Origin of the sequence: Streptomyces sp. NPDC018029, assembly GCF_044327655.1 — a bacterium.
Classification (GTDB): domain Bacteria; phylum Actinomycetota; class Actinomycetes; order Streptomycetales; family Streptomycetaceae; genus Streptomyces.
On record NZ_JBIRFV010000006.1, the window covers coordinates 148737 to 164937 of the forward strand.

Annotated in this window: 14 protein-coding genes; 5 read left to right on the forward strand and 9 right to left on the reverse strand. The window is 72.5% G+C overall.

Annotated elements, in window-relative coordinates; genetic code table 11:
- Nucleotides 1-29 precede the first annotated feature (29 nt).
- Both ACH4D5_RS19730 and ACH4D5_RS19735 read left to right on the forward strand, forming a co-directional pair.
- Nucleotides 30-590, forward strand: coding sequence for a hypothetical protein (locus tag ACH4D5_RS19730; protein WP_398303945.1), 561 nt, complete (start codon nucleotides 30-32; stop codon nucleotides 588-590).
- A gap of 159 nt (nucleotides 591-749) precedes the next feature.
- Nucleotides 750-4115 carry a S8 family peptidase gene (locus ACH4D5_RS19735; protein WP_398303947.1) on the forward strand — a complete coding sequence of 1122 codons (3366 nt, stop codon included), beginning with the start codon at nucleotides 750-752 and terminating at the stop codon, nucleotides 4113-4115.
- A gap of 113 nt (nucleotides 4116-4228) precedes the next feature.
- Here the strand turns inward: ACH4D5_RS19735 and ACH4D5_RS19740 are convergent, their stop codons facing one another.
- Nucleotides 4229-4900 (reverse strand): hypothetical protein, encoded by a 672-nt coding sequence (locus ACH4D5_RS19740; protein WP_398303949.1) that lies wholly within the window; start codon nucleotides 4898-4900, stop codon nucleotides 4229-4231.
- A 323-nt stretch (nucleotides 4901-5223) separates the two neighbouring features.
- On the opposite strand from ACH4D5_RS19740, the gene ACH4D5_RS19745 reads away from it, so the two are divergent.
- Both ACH4D5_RS19745 and ACH4D5_RS19750 read left to right on the forward strand, forming a co-directional pair.
- Nucleotides 5224-5973 (forward strand): SDR family oxidoreductase, encoded by a 750-nt coding sequence (locus ACH4D5_RS19745; protein WP_398303950.1) that lies wholly within the window; start codon nucleotides 5224-5226, stop codon nucleotides 5971-5973.
- Nucleotides 5966-7063, forward strand: coding sequence for an isochorismate synthase MenF (locus ACH4D5_RS19750; protein ID WP_398303952.1), 1098 nt, complete (start codon nucleotides 5966-5968; stop codon nucleotides 7061-7063). The genes ACH4D5_RS19745 and ACH4D5_RS19750 overlap by 8 nt, the downstream gene beginning before the upstream one ends.
- On the opposite strand, the gene ACH4D5_RS19755 is transcribed toward ACH4D5_RS19750, so the two are convergent.
- Nucleotides 7044-7589, reverse strand: a complete 546-nt coding sequence (locus tag ACH4D5_RS19755; protein ID WP_398303954.1) for an EF-hand domain-containing protein — start codon at nucleotides 7587-7589, stop codon at nucleotides 7044-7046. The two genes, ACH4D5_RS19750 and ACH4D5_RS19755, sit on opposite strands and share 20 nt — an antisense overlap.
- Nucleotides 7590-7835: 246 nt before the next feature.
- Between ACH4D5_RS19755 and ACH4D5_RS19760 the strand changes: the two genes are divergently transcribed.
- Nucleotides 7836-8567, forward strand: coding sequence for a phosphatase PAP2 family protein (locus tag ACH4D5_RS19760; protein WP_398303956.1), 732 nt, complete (start codon nucleotides 7836-7838; stop codon nucleotides 8565-8567).
- 7 nt (nucleotides 8568-8574) lie between these two features.
- On the opposite strand, the gene ACH4D5_RS19765 is transcribed toward ACH4D5_RS19760, so the two are convergent.
- From ACH4D5_RS19765 to ACH4D5_RS19795, 7 genes are read right to left on the reverse strand one after another with little or no spacing between them, the layout of a single operon-like run.
- Nucleotides 8575-9900 carry a glutamate-1-semialdehyde 2,1-aminomutase gene (locus ACH4D5_RS19765; RefSeq protein WP_398303958.1) on the reverse strand — a complete coding sequence of 442 codons (1326 nt, stop codon included), beginning with the start codon at nucleotides 9898-9900 and terminating at the stop codon, nucleotides 8575-8577.
- A gap of 7 nt (nucleotides 9901-9907) precedes the next feature.
- On the reverse strand, nucleotides 9908-10459 hold the full coding sequence (gene rfbC / locus ACH4D5_RS19770; protein WP_398303960.1) for a dTDP-4-dehydrorhamnose 3,5-epimerase: 552 nt from the start codon (nucleotides 10457-10459) through the stop codon (nucleotides 9908-9910).
- Nucleotides 10456-11652 (reverse strand): polysaccharide pyruvyl transferase family protein, encoded by a 1197-nt coding sequence (locus ACH4D5_RS19775; RefSeq protein WP_398303962.1) that lies wholly within the window; start codon nucleotides 11650-11652, stop codon nucleotides 10456-10458. Before ACH4D5_RS19775 ends, rfbC begins: the two co-directional genes overlap by 4 nt.
- On the reverse strand, nucleotides 11649-12596 hold the full coding sequence (locus ACH4D5_RS19780; protein ID WP_398303964.1) for a glycosyltransferase family 2 protein: 948 nt from the start codon (nucleotides 12594-12596) through the stop codon (nucleotides 11649-11651). The genes ACH4D5_RS19775 and ACH4D5_RS19780 overlap by 4 nt, the downstream gene beginning before the upstream one ends.
- Nucleotides 12593-13906 carry a hypothetical protein gene (locus ACH4D5_RS19785; RefSeq protein ID WP_398303966.1) on the reverse strand — a complete coding sequence of 438 codons (1314 nt, stop codon included), beginning with the start codon at nucleotides 13904-13906 and terminating at the stop codon, nucleotides 12593-12595. Before ACH4D5_RS19785 ends, ACH4D5_RS19780 begins: the two co-directional genes overlap by 4 nt.
- Entirely contained in the window at nucleotides 13903-15186 is a 1284-nt protein-coding gene (locus ACH4D5_RS19790; RefSeq protein ID WP_398303968.1) for a DUF4910 domain-containing protein, read from the reverse strand. The genes ACH4D5_RS19785 and ACH4D5_RS19790 overlap by 4 nt, the downstream gene beginning before the upstream one ends.
- Nucleotides 15174-16199 (reverse strand): NAD-dependent epimerase/dehydratase family protein, encoded by a 1026-nt coding sequence (locus ACH4D5_RS19795; protein ID WP_398303970.1) that lies wholly within the window; start codon nucleotides 16197-16199, stop codon nucleotides 15174-15176. The genes ACH4D5_RS19790 and ACH4D5_RS19795 overlap by 13 nt, the downstream gene beginning before the upstream one ends.
- Nucleotides 16200-16201 lie beyond the last annotated feature (2 nt).

Below are 16201 nucleotides of genomic sequence, written 5' to 3' on the forward strand. Positions count from 1 at the left end.
CGGCGAGCCGTTCGGAGCCGGGGGGTAGTTTGAACAGTGCAATCAGCCAGATCGTGATCGCGGTCCTGGGCATCGGCGGCACGCTGGCAGCCGCCTTGATCACGCAGCGCGGTGCCGATCGCGCCAGGGCCCGCGAGCTGGAGCACACCAGGCAATTCCAGCAGGATGAGCGCGAACACGCCACGCGTCAGGCACAGTTCGAGGCGCGGCGCACGTGTTACGCCACGCTGAGCGCAGGTACGCGCGACTTGGCCAACGTGATGGCGAAGGTCCTCCACGCCCTCGAAAGAGGCGAAGTCACCGAGGAGCTGCGGTCGGATCTGGACCGGGCGCGACGTGAGCACCGCTTGCGTCATGCGGAGGCCCAGATGGTGCTGCCCGACACGGTGGCGGAGGCGGCCAGTACGGCGAACCGTCATCTTGGTGATCTCTACGGCCTGCTGATGCGACTCGACGGTGGCACGGCACAGGAGGGAGAGAACCTGGACGCAGCCTTGGAGAAGATGGACGAGCTGTGGGATCCCTTGTGGAGGATGCGCCGAGTGATGCGTGTCGACCTCGGGATCACGGAGCCCGACCAGAATCCGTAGAGCCCCCGCACTTGGGGGGATTTGACCGTCTCTGACGGTATATCGACCGCCGTTCCCAAAAATATCTCAGGAATCTTCCGCCTCCCCAGAACCAAACGCCTGCAAGATCACGTGTTACGGGCGACCACATCAGGCACGCTCAAAAGACAGGCAAATCGGGTGGCAGTCATATCGAGGGTGGGGACGGCGGCGATAGCCGCCGTGGTGTCCGGCGCTCTGGTCGCGGGGGCGGCCTCGGCCGACTCCGGGACAGGGCCGGACCGCACCGCGGACACACGGACCGGTACCGGTGGGGAGACGAAGGCCGGCCGGGCCGCGCAGGGCGGGAAGACGAAGACCGTCACGCTGGTGACCGGCGACCGCGTGGTCGTCCGGGCAGGGGGCAAGCAGGTCGTCCGGCTGATCCGCGGCGAGGGCCGCGAGGAGGTCGCGATCGCGGTGCGGCGCGAGGCCGGACACACATACGTCGTGCCGCAGGACGCCCAGTCGCTGATCAGCGCCGGCAGACTTGACCGGCGTCTCTTCGACGTCACCCGGCTCGTCAGGGACAAGTACGACGACGCCCGCCGCACGTCGCTGCCGCTGATCGTCAAGTACCGGCCGGGCCGCGTCAACAGCCGCTCCGGCGACACCTTCCGGGGCCTGGCCCGCGACCGCCGTACGCTGCCCGCCATCGGCGGCGAGGCGTTCGACGCGCCCAAGTCCGGGACGCAGAAGGTCTGGGCTGAGCTCACCGGCGGTACGGGCAGCGGGACGGGGAGCCGTACGAACGCGCGTACCACCGCGGCCCCGTCCATCGCGCACGTCTGGCTGGACGCCAAGGTCCGCCCCGCCCTCGACAAGAGCGTGCCGCAGATCGGCGCCCCCACCATGTGGCGGGCCGGCTACACCGGCAAGGGCGTCAAGGTCGCCGTCCTGGACACCGGGGTCGACCAGACGCACCCGGACCTCAAGAACGTCGAGGTCACCGAGAAGAACTTCACCGAGTCCTCGCCCGACGCCAAGGACCGCATGGGCCACGGCACCCACGTCGCCTCGACCCTCGCGGGCTCCGGCGCCAAGTCGGGCGGCAAGTACAAGGGCGTGGCGCCCGACGCACAGGTCCTGGACGGCAAGGTCATCTCCGAAGTGGAGGGCACGGGCACAGAGTCCAGCATCGCCGCAGGCATGCAGTGGGCGGTCGACAGCAAGGCGAAGATCGTCAACCTGAGCCTGGGCAGCCTCGACTCGCCGGGAGTCGACCCGCTGGAGGAGGCCGTCGCACGGCTCTCCGGCAAGGCCCTCTTCGTCATCGCGGCGGGCAACGACGGCCCCGAGGCCGGCACGCTGAACTCGCCCGGCAGCGCCCCCGACGCCCTGACCGTCGGCTCCGTCGACAAGCAGGACAACATCGCGGAGACCTCCAGCCGGGGCCCGCAGGCCGACGGTGTCACCAAGCCCGACCTCACCGCGCCCGGCGACGACATCACGGCCGCACGCTCCACGCAGATGTCCGACGGCTCCGAGGGCGACCCCTATGTCGCCATGTCGGGCACCTCGATGGCGACCCCGCACGTGGCCGGTTCCGCCGCCCTGCTCCTCCAGCAGCACCCGAAGTGGACAGGACCGCAGCTCAAGGCCGCACTGACCGGCTCCGCCAAGCCCCACCCCAAGCTCAACGCCTATGAGCAGGGAGCGGGCCGCGTCGACCTGACGCGCGCCGTCACCGCGTCCGTCGTCCCCGAGCCCGGCACGGTCGGCTTCGGCACACAGGCCTGGCCGCACACCGACGACAAGCCGGTCACCAAGACCGTCACCTACCGCAACCTCGGCACCGAGCCCGTCACCCTCACGCTCTCCGCCGACGCCCTGGACCCCAAGGGCCGCCCGGGCCCGGCGGGCATGTTCACCGTCAAGGACGCCAAGCTCACCGTCCCTGCGGGCGGCACCGCGAAGACCACCGTCACCGCCGACACCAGGCTCGGCACCGCCGACGGCATCTACGGCGGGACACTCCTGGCCGCCGGGGACGGCCAGGAGGTGCGCACCGGCCTCGTCGTCGACCGTGAGGTCGAGTCGTACGACCTCACCCTGAAGCACCTCGACGTCAACGGCAGGAACTCGTCCAACTACACCACCACGCTCACCGACCGCACGCAGCGGAAGATCGAGGTGCCCTTCCGCGAGGGGCCGGTCACCCTGCGGGTGCCGAAGGGCACGTACGCGCTGGAGAGTTCCGTCTACGGCGCGAGCAGGAGCTTCGCGGTCTTCGTCCAGCCGAAGCTGAAGATCGGCGCGAACGCCACGGTCACGCTCGACTCGCGCAAGGCCAAGCCGGTCGCCGTCACCACCCCGAACGCCGGCGCGCGTCTCACGCAGTCGCAGATCAGCTACGACGACACGGCCCTCGGCATCGCGAGCAGCTGGAGCCTCGGCGACGGCACCGTCATCCGCACCCTGGGCATCGGCGCCGAATCGCCGACCCTGAACGCCCAGTACAACGGCGTCTGGAAGGGCTCGGGCACGGCGGCGAACAAGGTCGACTACCGGCTGGCCTTCAGCCGCAGCGGCAGCTGGTTCTCGGGCCTGAAGCACGCCGCCACCAGGGCCGAACTCGCCGAGGTGAAGTACGGCGTCGGCTCCTCCGCCGCCGGGCGCAAGGGCACGCTGTCCGCCATGCCGATCGGCAAGAACGACTACTACCCGCCTCTCCAGCCCATGACCGCGATGAAGCTCCCGGCCTCCGGCACGAGCTTCGTCAGCACCAAGGACATGCGCTGGACCTGGTCTATGGCACAGCTCGACGACGCGGGCGAGTCCACCATCGACTACGGCACCGACACGGTCGCGTACAAGGCGGGCAAGCGCTACACGCTGAACTTCAACACCGGCGTCGTCGGCCCCGACCTCGACGCCGATGACGGGCAGGGAGCGCGCCGCGCGGGCAACGCCATGGACGCGTACGTCCAGCTCTTCAGCGACGGCGCGGGGCACGCGGGAAGCTCCGTGACGACCGGCGGCTTCACCCGGCTCGAGTCCGGCGGCCGCGTCCTCGCCGAGGGCGGCCCCGGCGCGGTGAACGCCGAACTCCCGGCCGCCTCCGCCTCCTACCGCCTGACCATGGAGGCCACCCGCGCGGCCAAGGTCGCCACGACCAGCACCAAGGTGGCCGCGGTCTGGACGTTCAAGTCGGCGAAGACGCCCGACGAGCCGCCCACCACACTGCCCCTCTCCACCGTCCGCCTCGCCCCGAAACTGGCACTGAACGGCACGGCCCCGGCGGGCAGCACGCTCAAGGTGCCGCTGAAGGTGGCCGGCGCGGCGGCGGACTCCGACAGGATCGCCACCCTGACCGTCAAGGTCTCCTACGACGGCGGCAGCACATGGAAGTCGGCCCCTGTCACGACCGGCACCACGGGGGCGCACACGGCGAGCGTCAAGCACCCGGCAACGGCCAAGGCCGTGTCGTACCGCGTGTACCTGAAGGACACGGCGGGCAACACCGTGACCGAGACGATCACCAACGCGTACCGGCTGGCGCCGTGACGCGACGTCCACATCAGTGACGGGCCCAGCGGCCACGTCATGAGGCCGGGCCACGGGAACACTTCCCGTGGCCCGGCCCTTTTTCAATGTCACATCCGGGGCAGCCGCCCTGCTCAGGGGGCGGTGTCCAACAGGTCGGTGACGAACTTGCGCAGGTGGCCGACGCGTACGGGCCGGACGCCGTGGATCACCTGCGAGCCGTAGAAGACGGCCGTACCCGCGACGGCGTCGGTGATCCAGCGGGTGCGGTCGGCGGACGTGAGCCAGTCGGGCGCGGCGTCGTGCGCGTGGACGTCCGGCCCCGGGGCATGGGGCAGGCTGCGGGACAGCGGTGTGTCCGGCAGGAAGCCCTCGGCCCGGCCGAGGTGCTCGCCGGTCCAGATGCCGGGGCTCGACGTCGTCTCGATGTAGAACTCCCCGCCGGCTTCGGCGTCGTCGAGGGTGACGCCGATGCGGCCGAGCCGACGCGGCGCGGTCCCGGGGTCGGGGATGCCGTCCAGGTGGGTGGGGACTTCCTGGCCGACGGCCAGCTCGGTGTACGCCCAGGGAGCGGCGGCGGCGATGGAGGGCATGGCGCGGCGGATGGCGGGCAGCGCGCGGGAGGTGGCGTGCTGGAGGATGTACTGGGCCGCGGGCGGGGCGGCGAGCACCTCCGCCTGATGGCGGGGTGTCCAGCCCGTGGCGTCGAGTTCGGCGTTCATGATCTTGCGCAGGTGGGTGAGTTCGTCCTGGGACAGGAAGTCCTCGACGGTCTGCAGGACCAGGGTCTCGCTGATGTGGATCATGTCGCTTCCTCGCGTCGGGGCTGGGGGAGGCGGTACCGCCCTTCACGGTCGTGGGCATGCCAGGGGCGGGTCCAGGCCTGCTGAAGGGCGCCCGGAAGCATTGACCTGCGAGGTGTGCGCCGGGCGCTGTCCGGTAGGAGGAGAACACGAAGGGTCGTGCCGCCCCCGCGCGCCGTCCATGCGCCCCTGACGGGCCATCTGCTTCCCTACGTGCGCCCTGCCGGGCCGCACCGGTGCGTGCTCGACTGACAGGACGGTCCGGTGAGGACGGAGGCACGCGACGGGAGGTACCGGGGTTGGACGGGTTGGACGGTCGAGTGGTCGTGGTCACGGGAGGAGCGGGCGGCATCGGTACGGCCGTCTGCCACAGCCTCTCGGCCGGCAAGGCCCTGGTCGCCGCCGTCGATCACGATACGCGCGCGCTGGACGCTCTCACCGGGGACCCGGCGGGCAAGGCGGGCGGGGTCGTCGCAGCGTACGTCGCCGATGTCGCGGACGGCGACGGAGTGGAAGCCGTACTCGATCACGTGGAACGCGACTTGGGGCCCGTGGACGCCCTGGTGAACGTGGCGGGGGTGCTGCGGCGAGGCCCGGCGGCGCACTGCTCGCTCCAGGACTGGTCCGCGCTGTTCGCGGTGAACGCCACTTCGGTGTTCCTGTGGTCGGCGGCGGCCGCGCGGCGCATGGCGGGGCGGCCCGGCGCGTCGATCGTCACGGTCGCCTCGAACGCCGTCGGCGTGCCGCGGGCGGGCATGGCCGCGTACGCCGCGTCCAAGGCGGCGGCCGTGGCATTCACCCTCGGCCTCGGGCTTGAGACCGCCGGGCACGGGATCCGGTGCAACGCGGTGTGCCCGGGCTCCACCGACACACCGATGCTGGCCGCCATGGGACCGGGCGCGGCGGGGGCTGCGGTCCGCGGCGACCCGGCCGTCTTCCGCGCGGGAATCCCGCTGGGGCGGGTCGCCTCTCCCCAGGACGTCGCCGACGCGGTGGTCTTCCTGCTGTCGGAGAAGGCCAAGCACATCACGATGCACAGCCTGTACGTGGACGGCGGGGCCGCTCTGCATGGCTGAGCCCTGGCTGCTGGCGACCCCGCGACGTGTGCTGCGGGCCGGCACCGGCACACCCATTCCGGTCCGGGCCGGGCCGGGCCTGTACGCCCGGCTGGCCCACGCGGCCGCTCGGGTGCTCGCCGAGGCACCGGACGGCCATGTCGTCACCGGCGCGATTCCGTACGACGAGGACGTCCCGGCGATACTGGCGCTGACGACGGTCACCACCTCACCCCGGCTGTGCGAGCCGACGCGGCCCGTCGTCCCGGGAGCCGTCGCCGTGCCCCCGGACGACCCGGCCTACCTCGCCGCGGTCACCGGCCTGGTGCGCCGCCTGCGGGCGGGAGCCGCCGAGAAGGCGGTGCTCGCAAGGACCCTGGACATCAGCGGTCCCGGCATCGACGACGCGGGAAGCATCGTGGCCCGTCTGATCGGCCGTTACCCGAGCGCGTACGTCTTCGGCGTCGACCTGTCCGCCGCCGGCTCACGGCGCGTACTGCTGGGTGCTTCCCCCGAGCTGCTGCTCGCGCGCCGGGGGGAGCGGGTCGTGCTCAATCCGCTGGCCGGCAGCGCCCCGCGCCACCAGGACCCGGCCAGGGACCGCGCCCACGCGCACGGCCTGCTGCGTTCGGCCAAGGACCGGCGCGAGCACCAACTGGTGACGGAGGAACTGGCTGAGCGCCTCCGGCCGTTGAGCGTGACCCTCGACCTGCCGGCCCGGCCCTCTCTGACGGCGGCCGGACCCCTGTGGCACCTGTCCACCCGCATCCGGGCCCGGCTGCGGCGCCCGGCCCCGACCTCGCTCGAACTCGCCGCGCTGCTCCACCCGACCGCCGCCGTCTGCGGCGTACCACGGACGGCGGCACGCGAACTGATCGCCGAGTTCGAGAAGGAACCCCGGGAGTACTACACCGGCTTGGTCGGATGGACGGACCGGCACGGCGACGGGCAGTGGGTCGTCGCCCTGCGCTGCGGAACGCTGGGTGAGCAGGGCCTGCGGCTCCACGCCGGCGCGGGCGTTCTGCCTGCCTCACGCCCGGACGCCGAACACGCCGAAACGGCGCGGAAGCTCTCCGCCCTGCTCGGTGTCCTCAGCCCTGCACACCCATGATCAGGTCGCCCGGCAGGTCCGCGTCCGTGCTGGTGTAGAAGTCGACCACGGCACGCTGCCACTCGTCGACGTCCAGACGGCCGTCACCGTCCCGGTCGAGCTGCTCGAACGCCCGCCGGGAGTCGGCTTCGGGCAGCCCGCACACCACCTGCGCGCGCAGGAACTCCTCCAGGCTGACACTGCCGTCCCCGTCCCTGTCGATCAGGGTGATGTGAGCCTCCACCGAAGGCCCCACCAGGTCACCGATCGTGCCCAGCTCACGCGCACGAAGCAGCGCGCCCACGAAGGCCTCTTCGTCCAGCCGGTCCCCGTCCTGGACGCCGGCGTGCTTGGCCAACTGCTGCCAGAACGACACTGCTCCCTCCCGCACCGCCGCCGCCCTGGGCGTCCCCGCGGGCTCGCCCACCCCGTCGAGGAGCCGCTGCGCGCGCTCCTCGACATCCGAACGGTCGACATACCCGTCACCTGCGGAATCCAGGATGTGGAAACGACGGACGTACTTGGTGCGAAGACCCGACTCACTCATGCCGAGGGCCCCTTCCGGGCGGGAGCTGATGGACGTGAACGGCAGCGTAGGGTCGGCCACACGGCGGAGGGCGGCACGCCACACCTTCGACCGGGTGGTCTCCGTCCGCCCCCCTCGGCTGTGCGGCCCGCGTGTCGCCGCGCGGACTCCTCAACGCCGATGTGCCGCACACGCGTTGTTGGTTAGGGTGGGCTCGGAACGCGAAATGCGCGGCATGGGCCCGGGCCGCCAGGGAGGCGCTGGTTCATGACTGTCCACCGGTCGGACGAGGACGCGCAGCCTTGCCTTGCCCCGGGAAGTCCGGGCCGGGAGCCGGCCGACCGGCCCGCGTCCACGCCGCTGCTGCCGCCGTCGCTGCGCGCGTGGCTCGGGCTGATCGCCGGTCTCGCCGCGCTGGGAGTCCTCGTGCTCGGGGTTCTGTACGCGGGACACAGCGAGCCCGGCCGGGTGGACGGGTGGTTCGTCGAGCCGACGGCGGACAGCGTGCGGCCCCCGTGGCGGTACGCCGCTCTGGCCACGGACTTCCTGGGGGAGCCCGGGGGAGCGGCGACGCTGGTCGTGGCCGCCGTGACGGGCTGTCTGCTGCTTCGGTGGCCGCGCGCGGCGGTGCTCGTCGTCGCCGGCGCGGCCCTGACCGTGGGGGCGACGACGCTGCTCAAGCCCGTGGTGGGACGCACCATCCACGGTGAGGGCAACCTGTCCTACCCGAGCGGGCACACGGCCTTCCTCACCGCGCTCGCCCTCGTGGTGGCGCTGCTCGCGGCAGGTCGGCTCGGCCTCGGCCGGGCCGCCGCCCTGGCGCTCGTGCTCGCCGCGGCGCTGGTCGCCGGTGCCGCCATGGGCTGGGCGCAGGTCGCCCTGGGCGCGCACTACCCGACCGACGTCCTCGGCGGCTGGTGCACCGCGCTGGCGGTGGTACCCGCGACCGCGTGGCTGGTCGACCGGGTGGCGGACTCCCGTCGGCACGGCCGCCGCTGACGTCGCGTCACGCCAAGCGGCGGAACACGGGCTTCACCGGTCGTCCGGCCAGCCAGGGCGTGGGGTCGGCGACGTCCAGCGCCTTCCGGTACACCGCACACGCCTCGGCCACCACCTCGACGGTGCGGTCGATGTCGGCGTCGTCGAGCGCGCTGCTCACCACGAACGACGGGGCGAGCACCCCGCCCGCGAGGAGCCGGCGCAGGAACAAGGTGCGGTACTCCTGCGACGGCCGCCGGTTCTCGTCGAGGGTGGCGAAGACCAGGTTGCTGGCCCGGCCCCGGACGACGACGTGGTCGCCGACGCCCATGCCGGCCGCGGCCTCGCGGACACCGGCGGCCAGCCGCTCGCCGAGCGCGTGCAGCCGCGCGGTGATGCCCTCTTCGACATACGTGGTCTGCACGGCCATCGCGGCCGCCAGCGCGTGCGTTTCCGCGCCGTGCGTGGTGGAGAGCAGGAACACCCGGTCACCGGAGTGGCGCAGGCCGCCCCGCTCCATCAGCTCGCGGCGCCCGGCGAGCGCGGAGACGGCGAATCCGTTGCCCAGCGCCTTGCCGAACGTGGACAGGTCGGGCACGACGCCGTACAGGCCCTGAGCACCCGCTTCCGACCAGCGGAGGCCGGTGATCATCTCGTCGAAGATCAGCACGCAGCCGTGCCGGTCGGCCAGTTCGCGCAGGCCCGCGAGGTAGCCGGGCGGGGGCTCGGTGTGGCCTGCGGGTTCCAGGATCAGGCAGGCGACCTCGTCCTGGTGGCGGGTGAGCAGCTCCTCCGTCGCGGCCAGGTCTCCGTAGGGGAACGCCACCGTGAGCTCCGTGGTCGCCGCCGGGATGCCGGCGGACATCGGCGTGGTGCCGATGAACCAGTCATCGACGGAGAAGAACGGATGGTCGCCGCAGATCGCCACCCGCGGGCGCCCGGTGACGGCGCGGGCGAGGCGCACCGCGGCGGTGGTGACGTCGGAGCCGTTCTTCGCGAACTTCACCATCTCGGCGGTCGGCACGGTGGCCAGGAAGCGTTCAGCGGCATCGACCTCCACGATGGACGGGCGGACGAAGTTGCCGCCGCGGTCGATCTCCCGCCGCACCGCTTCGAGTACGCGTGGATGGGCGTGGCCGAGGCTGACCGACCGCAGGCCGGAGCCGTACTCGATGTAGCGGTTGCCGTCGATGTCCCACACATGGGCACCGTGGCCGTGGCTGATGACCGGGGCCAGGTTCTCGGGGTACTGGTCGTCGCCCTTGGCGTACGTGTGCGCGCCTCCGGGGATCAGTGCGTGCAGCCGCTCGTTCGCCGCCCACGACCGGGGCAGGGAGAACTCTTCGTCGTCCACGGTGGGTTCAGCTCTCCTTCTGCTTCAGGACCTCGGCGAGGCTCGGCGCCTCCCGGTCCCGCTGGGACATCGAGGTGACCGGCAGCGGCCACGGAATGGCGAGCTCCGGATCGTCGAAGGCGATCGTCACGTCCTCGGCGGGATCGTGCGGGCGGTCGATCCGGTACGAGGTGTCGGCGGTCTCGGTCAGCGCCTGGAAGCCGTGCGCGCACCCCGCCGGGATGTACAGGGTCGTCTGCGTCTCGCCGGACAGCTCGAAGAAGGCGCGGCCCAGGTACGTCGGCGAGTCCGCCCGCAGGTCCACGACGACGTCGAAGACCTTCCCGTACGAACACCGCACCAGCTTGGCCTCGCCGGCGCCGGAGCGCAGGTGCAGGCCGCGCAGCACGCCACGGACCGAGCGGGACAGGCTGTCCTGGACGAAGGCGTGCGGATCGAGGCCCACCGAGCGGAACACGTTGGCGTCGAACGTACGGCAGAAGAAGCCGCGTTCGTCGGCGTACGGCGTCGGCTCGAAGAGGTACGCCCCGGCGATCGCCGGGACTTCGGTCGCTTTCATCGGGTCTCCTGCGGGGCGGTCGGCGGGAACAGGGCCGTGGTCAACGCGGCGAACTGGCGGGCGAGTTGCCGGGCGGCGGCCTCGTTGCGTTCGGTGAGGGTCCGGCGCAGCTCCGCCGCGTGTTTCTCCAGGGCCCGGAACTGTTCGAGCAGCCGGTCGGCGTCGACCTCGCGGGCCGGATGGCAGTACGCGCCGAGGCCCATCCGGTCCATGAGCGCGTCGCTCTTCGCCGCATAGCTGACGGCGAGCGTCGGGGTGCCGGCCCTCAGCGCGCAGACCAGGTTGTGGTAGCGGGTCGCGACGACGCTGTCGGCGGCCGCCGTCTCCTTCAACAGGTCCGCGAGCGAGGCCGCTTCGGCGGCGGTGACCAGCGGCGAGTCCACCGCGGCGAGGATGGCCTCGGCCACCGGCGCGTCGCACGCGTCGCCGGTGAGCAGCCGGACCGTCCTGCCGTCCTCGACCAGGGCGCGCACGAAGGCGGTCGTCCCTGCGAGGTAGCGGCGGTGGATCTCCTCGGCTCTGGCGCGGTCGTCGTTGCCGCCGTGGAAGTCCATGACACCGACGCAGACCGTGCCCGGGGACGCGGCGGCGGCCGGCACGGGCAGGGCGAACGCGAGGTCCGGGTGGACCTCGTCGCGCGCGGTGTCCACGCCCATCGCCCGCATCGCGTCGCGGGACAGGGTGTCCCGGTACGAGCGGTAGGCGGCGAGCCGTGCCGCCCGGCGCACCAGGGCCCGGGTCGGCCGGTCCGTGATCGGAGCGGCGCCGACCCCGACCAGCGCGACGCGGGTCCCCAGCAACCGGCCGCTCGCGCAGAGCAGGAACAGCGAGTACGGGAAGCCCCACGGCCGCAGCGGCAGCGTGGCCTCCAGGACGCCCATGCCCGGCACGATCACCACGTCGTGCCGGCGCACCCAGGCGGCGGTGCGGAAGACGTCGACGAGCTTGCCGAGCCCCTTCCCCGCGATCGCGCCCGCGCGGGAGGCAGTGCGGTACTCGCCCCGGTACCAGTGCAGTCGCGTCGCCGGGATCCGGTACCGGGACGCGACGACCTCCGGCCCACCGCACAGCGCGTCCACGACCGCCTCCGGGTGCTCGGCGCGGAGGTATCCGAGCACGGCTTCCAGCGATCCGTCGTTGCCGAGGTTGCCGGAGCCGAGCAGGCCGAACACCCCCACCCGCACCGGGGTCACGGCCGCCTCCCCTCGCGGCCCGCGACGAGGGCGTCGACGGAGACGGCGAGCTCGGCCGGGTCGACCGGGGCGCGGTCCTCGACCCGCTCGCCGGCGCCCGGCCTGACCCGGCTGGTCATCCACGCGGCCAGGTGGCCGTAGCAGGCACGCCGGTCGGCGGGGGACAGCGGCGCCCGCCGGATCGCCGCGACGAAACCCCAGACGTACTCGGCGAGCAGCCGGGGCGTCGGGTGCAGCGGGCCCGCCCGGCGCGGGTCCAGGTTGACGCACCGGGAGCGCTTGGAAGGGTTCGCACGCTCGGCGCGGGTGGGGTGGTCGCGGCGGAAGTACAGCAGCTCGGGCACCTGGTGGAAGGGGCCGTGCAGGGTGATCTCGGCGACGAACGTGCGGTCCGCGTGGTGGTAGCTGTCGTGCGGCTTCACCCGGCGCAGCACGTCGGCCCGCATCACCCCGTAGAAGTCGTCGCCACCGGGCTCGAACAGCAGACTGCGGAAGCGCTCCGGCGCGTGCGGCGAGTCGGTGGCGAGCCCGTACTCGTACGGCACCTTCACCTGTCCCTCGCCGTCGATGACCGCTTGGCCGGAGTGGGCGAGGACCAGCTCGGGCCGCTCGTCCAGCGCCTCCACGCAGCGCCGCAGCAGGTCCCGGGCGTACAGGTCGTCGTGCGAGGCCCACTTGAACAGCTCGCCGTGGCACTGGGTGAACACGTAGTTGTGGTTCGGCGCGGCGCCGATGTTCCGGAGCAGCCGGATGTAGCGGATGCGCGGGTCCAGCGCGGCGTACCGGCGGCAGATGTCCTGGGTCCCGTCGGTCGAGGCGTTGTCGGAGATGACCAGCTCGAAGTCCTCGTAGGTCTGGCCGAGCAGGGCGTCGAGCGCCTCGGCGAGGTACTCCTCGCCGTTGTAGACGGGCAGGCCGATGCTCAGCCTGGGGTGCGCGGTCATGAAGTCCTCACTTCGGGAATCGAGTTGCGGTGGTGCTCACGCAGGGCGGCCCGCAGCTGCAGCCACCACACGGCCGAGCCGACGAGGGTGGCGGCGGCGACGCCCCAGGCCGAGCCGACCGTGCCGCCGGCGGCCGCCCCGCCGAGCCCGCCGCCCACGTAACAGGCGGAGGCGAACAGCTGGCTGCGCAGGCTGCGCCGGGCCGCGCCGAGCGCCCGGAGGCCCGCCGCCGCGCCGGTGCCGAGCCCGGCGCCCGCGACACCGAGCGTGACGGGCACGATGAGTTCGGAGGCGGCGCCCCAGACGCCGCCGAGCACGAGCTCGCCGAGCCGGTCCGGCACGAGGAGCAGCGCCCCGCCCCAGAGCAGCGCGGCGGCGGCCTGCCCGCCGCCCAGCAGGAGACAGAACGCGCCGAGGCGGTGCGGGGCCCGCCGCAGCACCCGGGCCGCCTCCGCGACGGTGACGAGGGAAAGACCCATCAGCACGGCCATGAACGGGCCGAGCAGGAGCTCGGCGCCCCTGATCACACCGACCGCGCCGACCCCGACGATCGCGCCGAGCCCGTAGGCCCGCAGCTGGCTCGCGCCGCTGTTGCTGACGTTCTCGACCAGGTACCGGTAGCCGAGGTCACGGTGCTCGCGCACCCACGCGCGCGCTCCGGCCGGGTGGGGCCGGATGCCGGACTGGAACCAGCCGTACCCCGCGGCCACCGCGGCGGACCCGCCCCAGGCGAGCACGAAGGCGGTCACGGTGCCCACCTGGGCCGCCACCACCATGGCGGGGACGAGCGCGGCGCCCCACACGAGGTCGTTGACGAACGCCTTCCGCCCGGCCCCGGCGGCGAAGAACGCGAACCGCCACGCGTCCTGCAGCAACAGCCCCGGCAGGACGACGCCGAGGCAGGCGAACGCGGTCCCAAGGCGGCCGCCGAGAGCGAGTCCCGCCACCACGGACACCACACCGAGGCCGGTGCCGACGCCGAGCGCCGTACCCGACGAACGGGCCACCGCCCCGCGCCAGGACACGTCCGACACGCCGCTGAAGCGCACCACGAGAGGGTCGGTGGCAACGCCGCGGGAGACGTTGAGCACTACGCCGTAGGTCACCCAGGCCAGGCTGAACACGCCGAACGCGGTCACCCCGAGCGAGCGGGCCACGTAGACCCCCACCACGAAGTTGCTCATGCTGGAGGCCGCCTGGTCGGCAAGGCCCCAGGACAGCCGGCCTGCGAGGGCCCGCCGGGCGGATCCGGCCGGCGGCGTCGGCGCCGCCGGACCCGGATCCTTCCCCTCGGTGGCCATCGGCCTCATGCCTTGATCAGCCCGGCGCCCCGCAGGGCGTCGGCCGCGCCCGCGACGGTGTCGAACGACAGCCCGGACCGCTCGGCGACGTCCAGCAGACTGTGCTCGCCGTCGGAGAGGTTGAGCACCCACAGCATGGCCATCTGGGCCTGCTTGGTGTCGCTGCGGCCGCCGAGCGCGTCGTACAGCCCGCGTCGGCCCAGCTGGGGTTCGCCGTAGGGGCTGAGGTTGACGTACCGCCGGTTGCGGTCGAGCACGGCGAACGCCTCGCGGCACACGGCGAGCGTGTCCGCCATCGCCTCCGGGGAGACGAAGTCCAGATTGTCCGCCGAGGTGTGGTACTCGGGGTATCCGGCGTACGGCGTGCGGGTGAGCGAGCCCACCCCGAGGTCGAAGCCGGGCGAACAGTACTGCCGCTCGTCGTAGCCGTACGGAGTGAACTCGGTGACGCGGTGCGGGCGTTCGGACGCGGCAAGCACATGCCGCATCACCCGGTCGATCTCCGCGTCGCCGCGCCTGCTCCGCTTGTACGTCAGGTCCCCCCGGTCGCCGGCGCAGGCCAGCACCACCCCGTGCTTGACCCGGTCGATCCGCTCGGCGTTGCGGGCCAGCCAGGTGATCGCGCCGATGGTGCCGGGCGCGAAGACGAACCGGTAGGTGTAGTACGGCGTCGTCTCCGCGAGCGCCCGGGCCAGGAACGTCGCCACCGCGATGCCGGCCAGGTTGTCGTTGGCGAGCGACGGGTGGCACACGTGGCAGGAGACGATCACCTCGTCCGGGACCTGCCCGGGTACTACGTGCTCGGCGTAAGTGAGGTGACCGTCGGCGAGTGTGGAGTCGATGCGCACCTCGTAGTCGCCGTCCGGCAGCGCGTCCAGGGTCTCCTGGGCCAGGCAGAAGCCCCACTCCGGCTTGTAGTAACTGGTGCGGTAGGGCACCCAGGCCGGGCGGTCCGGCAGGGTGTGCAGGTGTTCGCGCAGCTCGGCCAGCGGCATGGTCGTCGACACCGGCACGCTGTAGCCGAGCACGTGCAGGCTGGACGCGGCGAAGTCGACGACCCGGTTGCCGTCGGCGTCGGCGATGTACGCGTCCCGGATGTTCCACTCCTGCGGCACCGTCCAGTCGAGCACCTGCGTCCCGGTCGGCACCTCGTGCACCTGCAGCGGGATGTACTCGTCGACGATGCTCAGGGTGGCGCGGACACCGTCGCCCGTGATGCTCCGGCAGAGCGGGTAGAGCCGCTCCACCAGTTCGTACATCTTCTCGCCGGACGTGCTCACGGGCGCCACCGCAGGGTGTCGTCGACGGCGCCGGACTCGGACGCCGCGCGGAGCACGGCGAGGCGGGTGAAGCGCTGCTCGAAGTCCTCCCGCGTCAGCCCGTGTTTGCGGTAGGCGTCGGCGAGTTCGAGGGCGCCTCGCTTCACTGTCCACTCGCATTCGAAGCCGGGCACCGCGGCGCGGAAGCGGGAGAAGTCGACCCGGTAGGACCGCGGGTCGGCGCCCGTCTCCCCGGTGATCACGACCTTCGAGCCGGACACCGCCTCGGCGACCTGCTCGGCGATCTCGGCGACCGTGACGTTGTTGGTCTCGCTGCCGATGTTGAAGGCCCGGTCGTGCACCGCGTCCCGCGGCGCGGTCAGCGCGGCCGCGAAGGCCTGTGCGATGTCGGCGGCGTGCACCAGCGGGCGCCACGGGGTGCCGTCGGACATCACGAGGACCTCGCCGGACAGCAGCGCGTGGCCCACCAGGTTGTTCAGGACGATGTCGGCGCGCAGCCTCGGCGAGTAGCCGAAGGCGGTGGCGTTGCGCATGAACACCGGGCTGAAGCCGTCGTCGGCCAGGGCGTGCAGGTCGTCCTCCACCCGCACCTTGGACTCCGCGTACGGCGTCACCGGGCGCAGCGGGGCGTCCTCGCCCACCAGGTCACCGCCGCCGGCGGCGCCGTACACCGAGCAGGTCGACGCGTACAGGAAGCGCCGCACCCCGGCGTCGTGGGCCAGCCGGGCGAGGTGCACGGAAGCGTGGTGGTTGATGTCGTAGGTGAGCTCCGGTGCCAGGGACCCCAGCGGGTCGTTGGAGAGCGCAGCCAGGTGGATCACGGCGTCCACCCCGGCCAGGTGTTCGGCCGTGACGTCGCGCAGGTCCACGCGGTGCCCCGGCGGGTCCGCGGGCGGCGGACCGAGGACGCAGTCGGCGAACAGACCGGCGTCGAGACCGACGACCTCGTGTCCGGCGGCCGCGAGGACCGGGGCCATCACGGTGCCCAGGTACCCCTGGTGTCCGGTGAGCAGTACGCGCAAGG

What these genes read in the sequence shown, in the direction of transcription:
- ACH4D5_RS19740 (WP_398303949.1), bottom strand. Translation starts at nt 4,900, where the DNA reads ATGATCCACATCAGCGAGACCCTGGTCCTGCAGACCGTCGAGGACTTC.
- ACH4D5_RS19750 (WP_398303952.1), top strand. Translation starts at nt 5,966, where the DNA reads ATGGCTGAGCCCTGGCTGCTGGCGACCCCGCGACGTGTGCTGCGGGCC.
- ACH4D5_RS19755 (WP_398303954.1), bottom strand. Translation starts at nt 7,589, where the DNA reads ATGAGTGAGTCGGGTCTTCGCACCAAGTACGTCCGTCGTTTCCACATC.
- ACH4D5_RS19760 (WP_398303956.1), top strand. Translation starts at nt 7,836, where the DNA reads ATGACTGTCCACCGGTCGGACGAGGACGCGCAGCCTTGCCTTGCCCCG.
- rfbC (WP_398303960.1), bottom strand. Translation starts at nt 10,459, where the DNA reads ATGAAAGCGACCGAAGTCCCGGCGATCGCCGGGGCGTACCTCTTCGAG.
- ACH4D5_RS19780 (WP_398303964.1), bottom strand. Translation starts at nt 12,596, where the DNA reads ATGACCGCGCACCCCAGGCTGAGCATCGGCCTGCCCGTCTACAACGGC.
- ACH4D5_RS19785 (WP_398303966.1), bottom strand. Translation starts at nt 13,906, where the DNA reads ATGAGGCCGATGGCCACCGAGGGGAAGGATCCGGGTCCGGCGGCGCCG.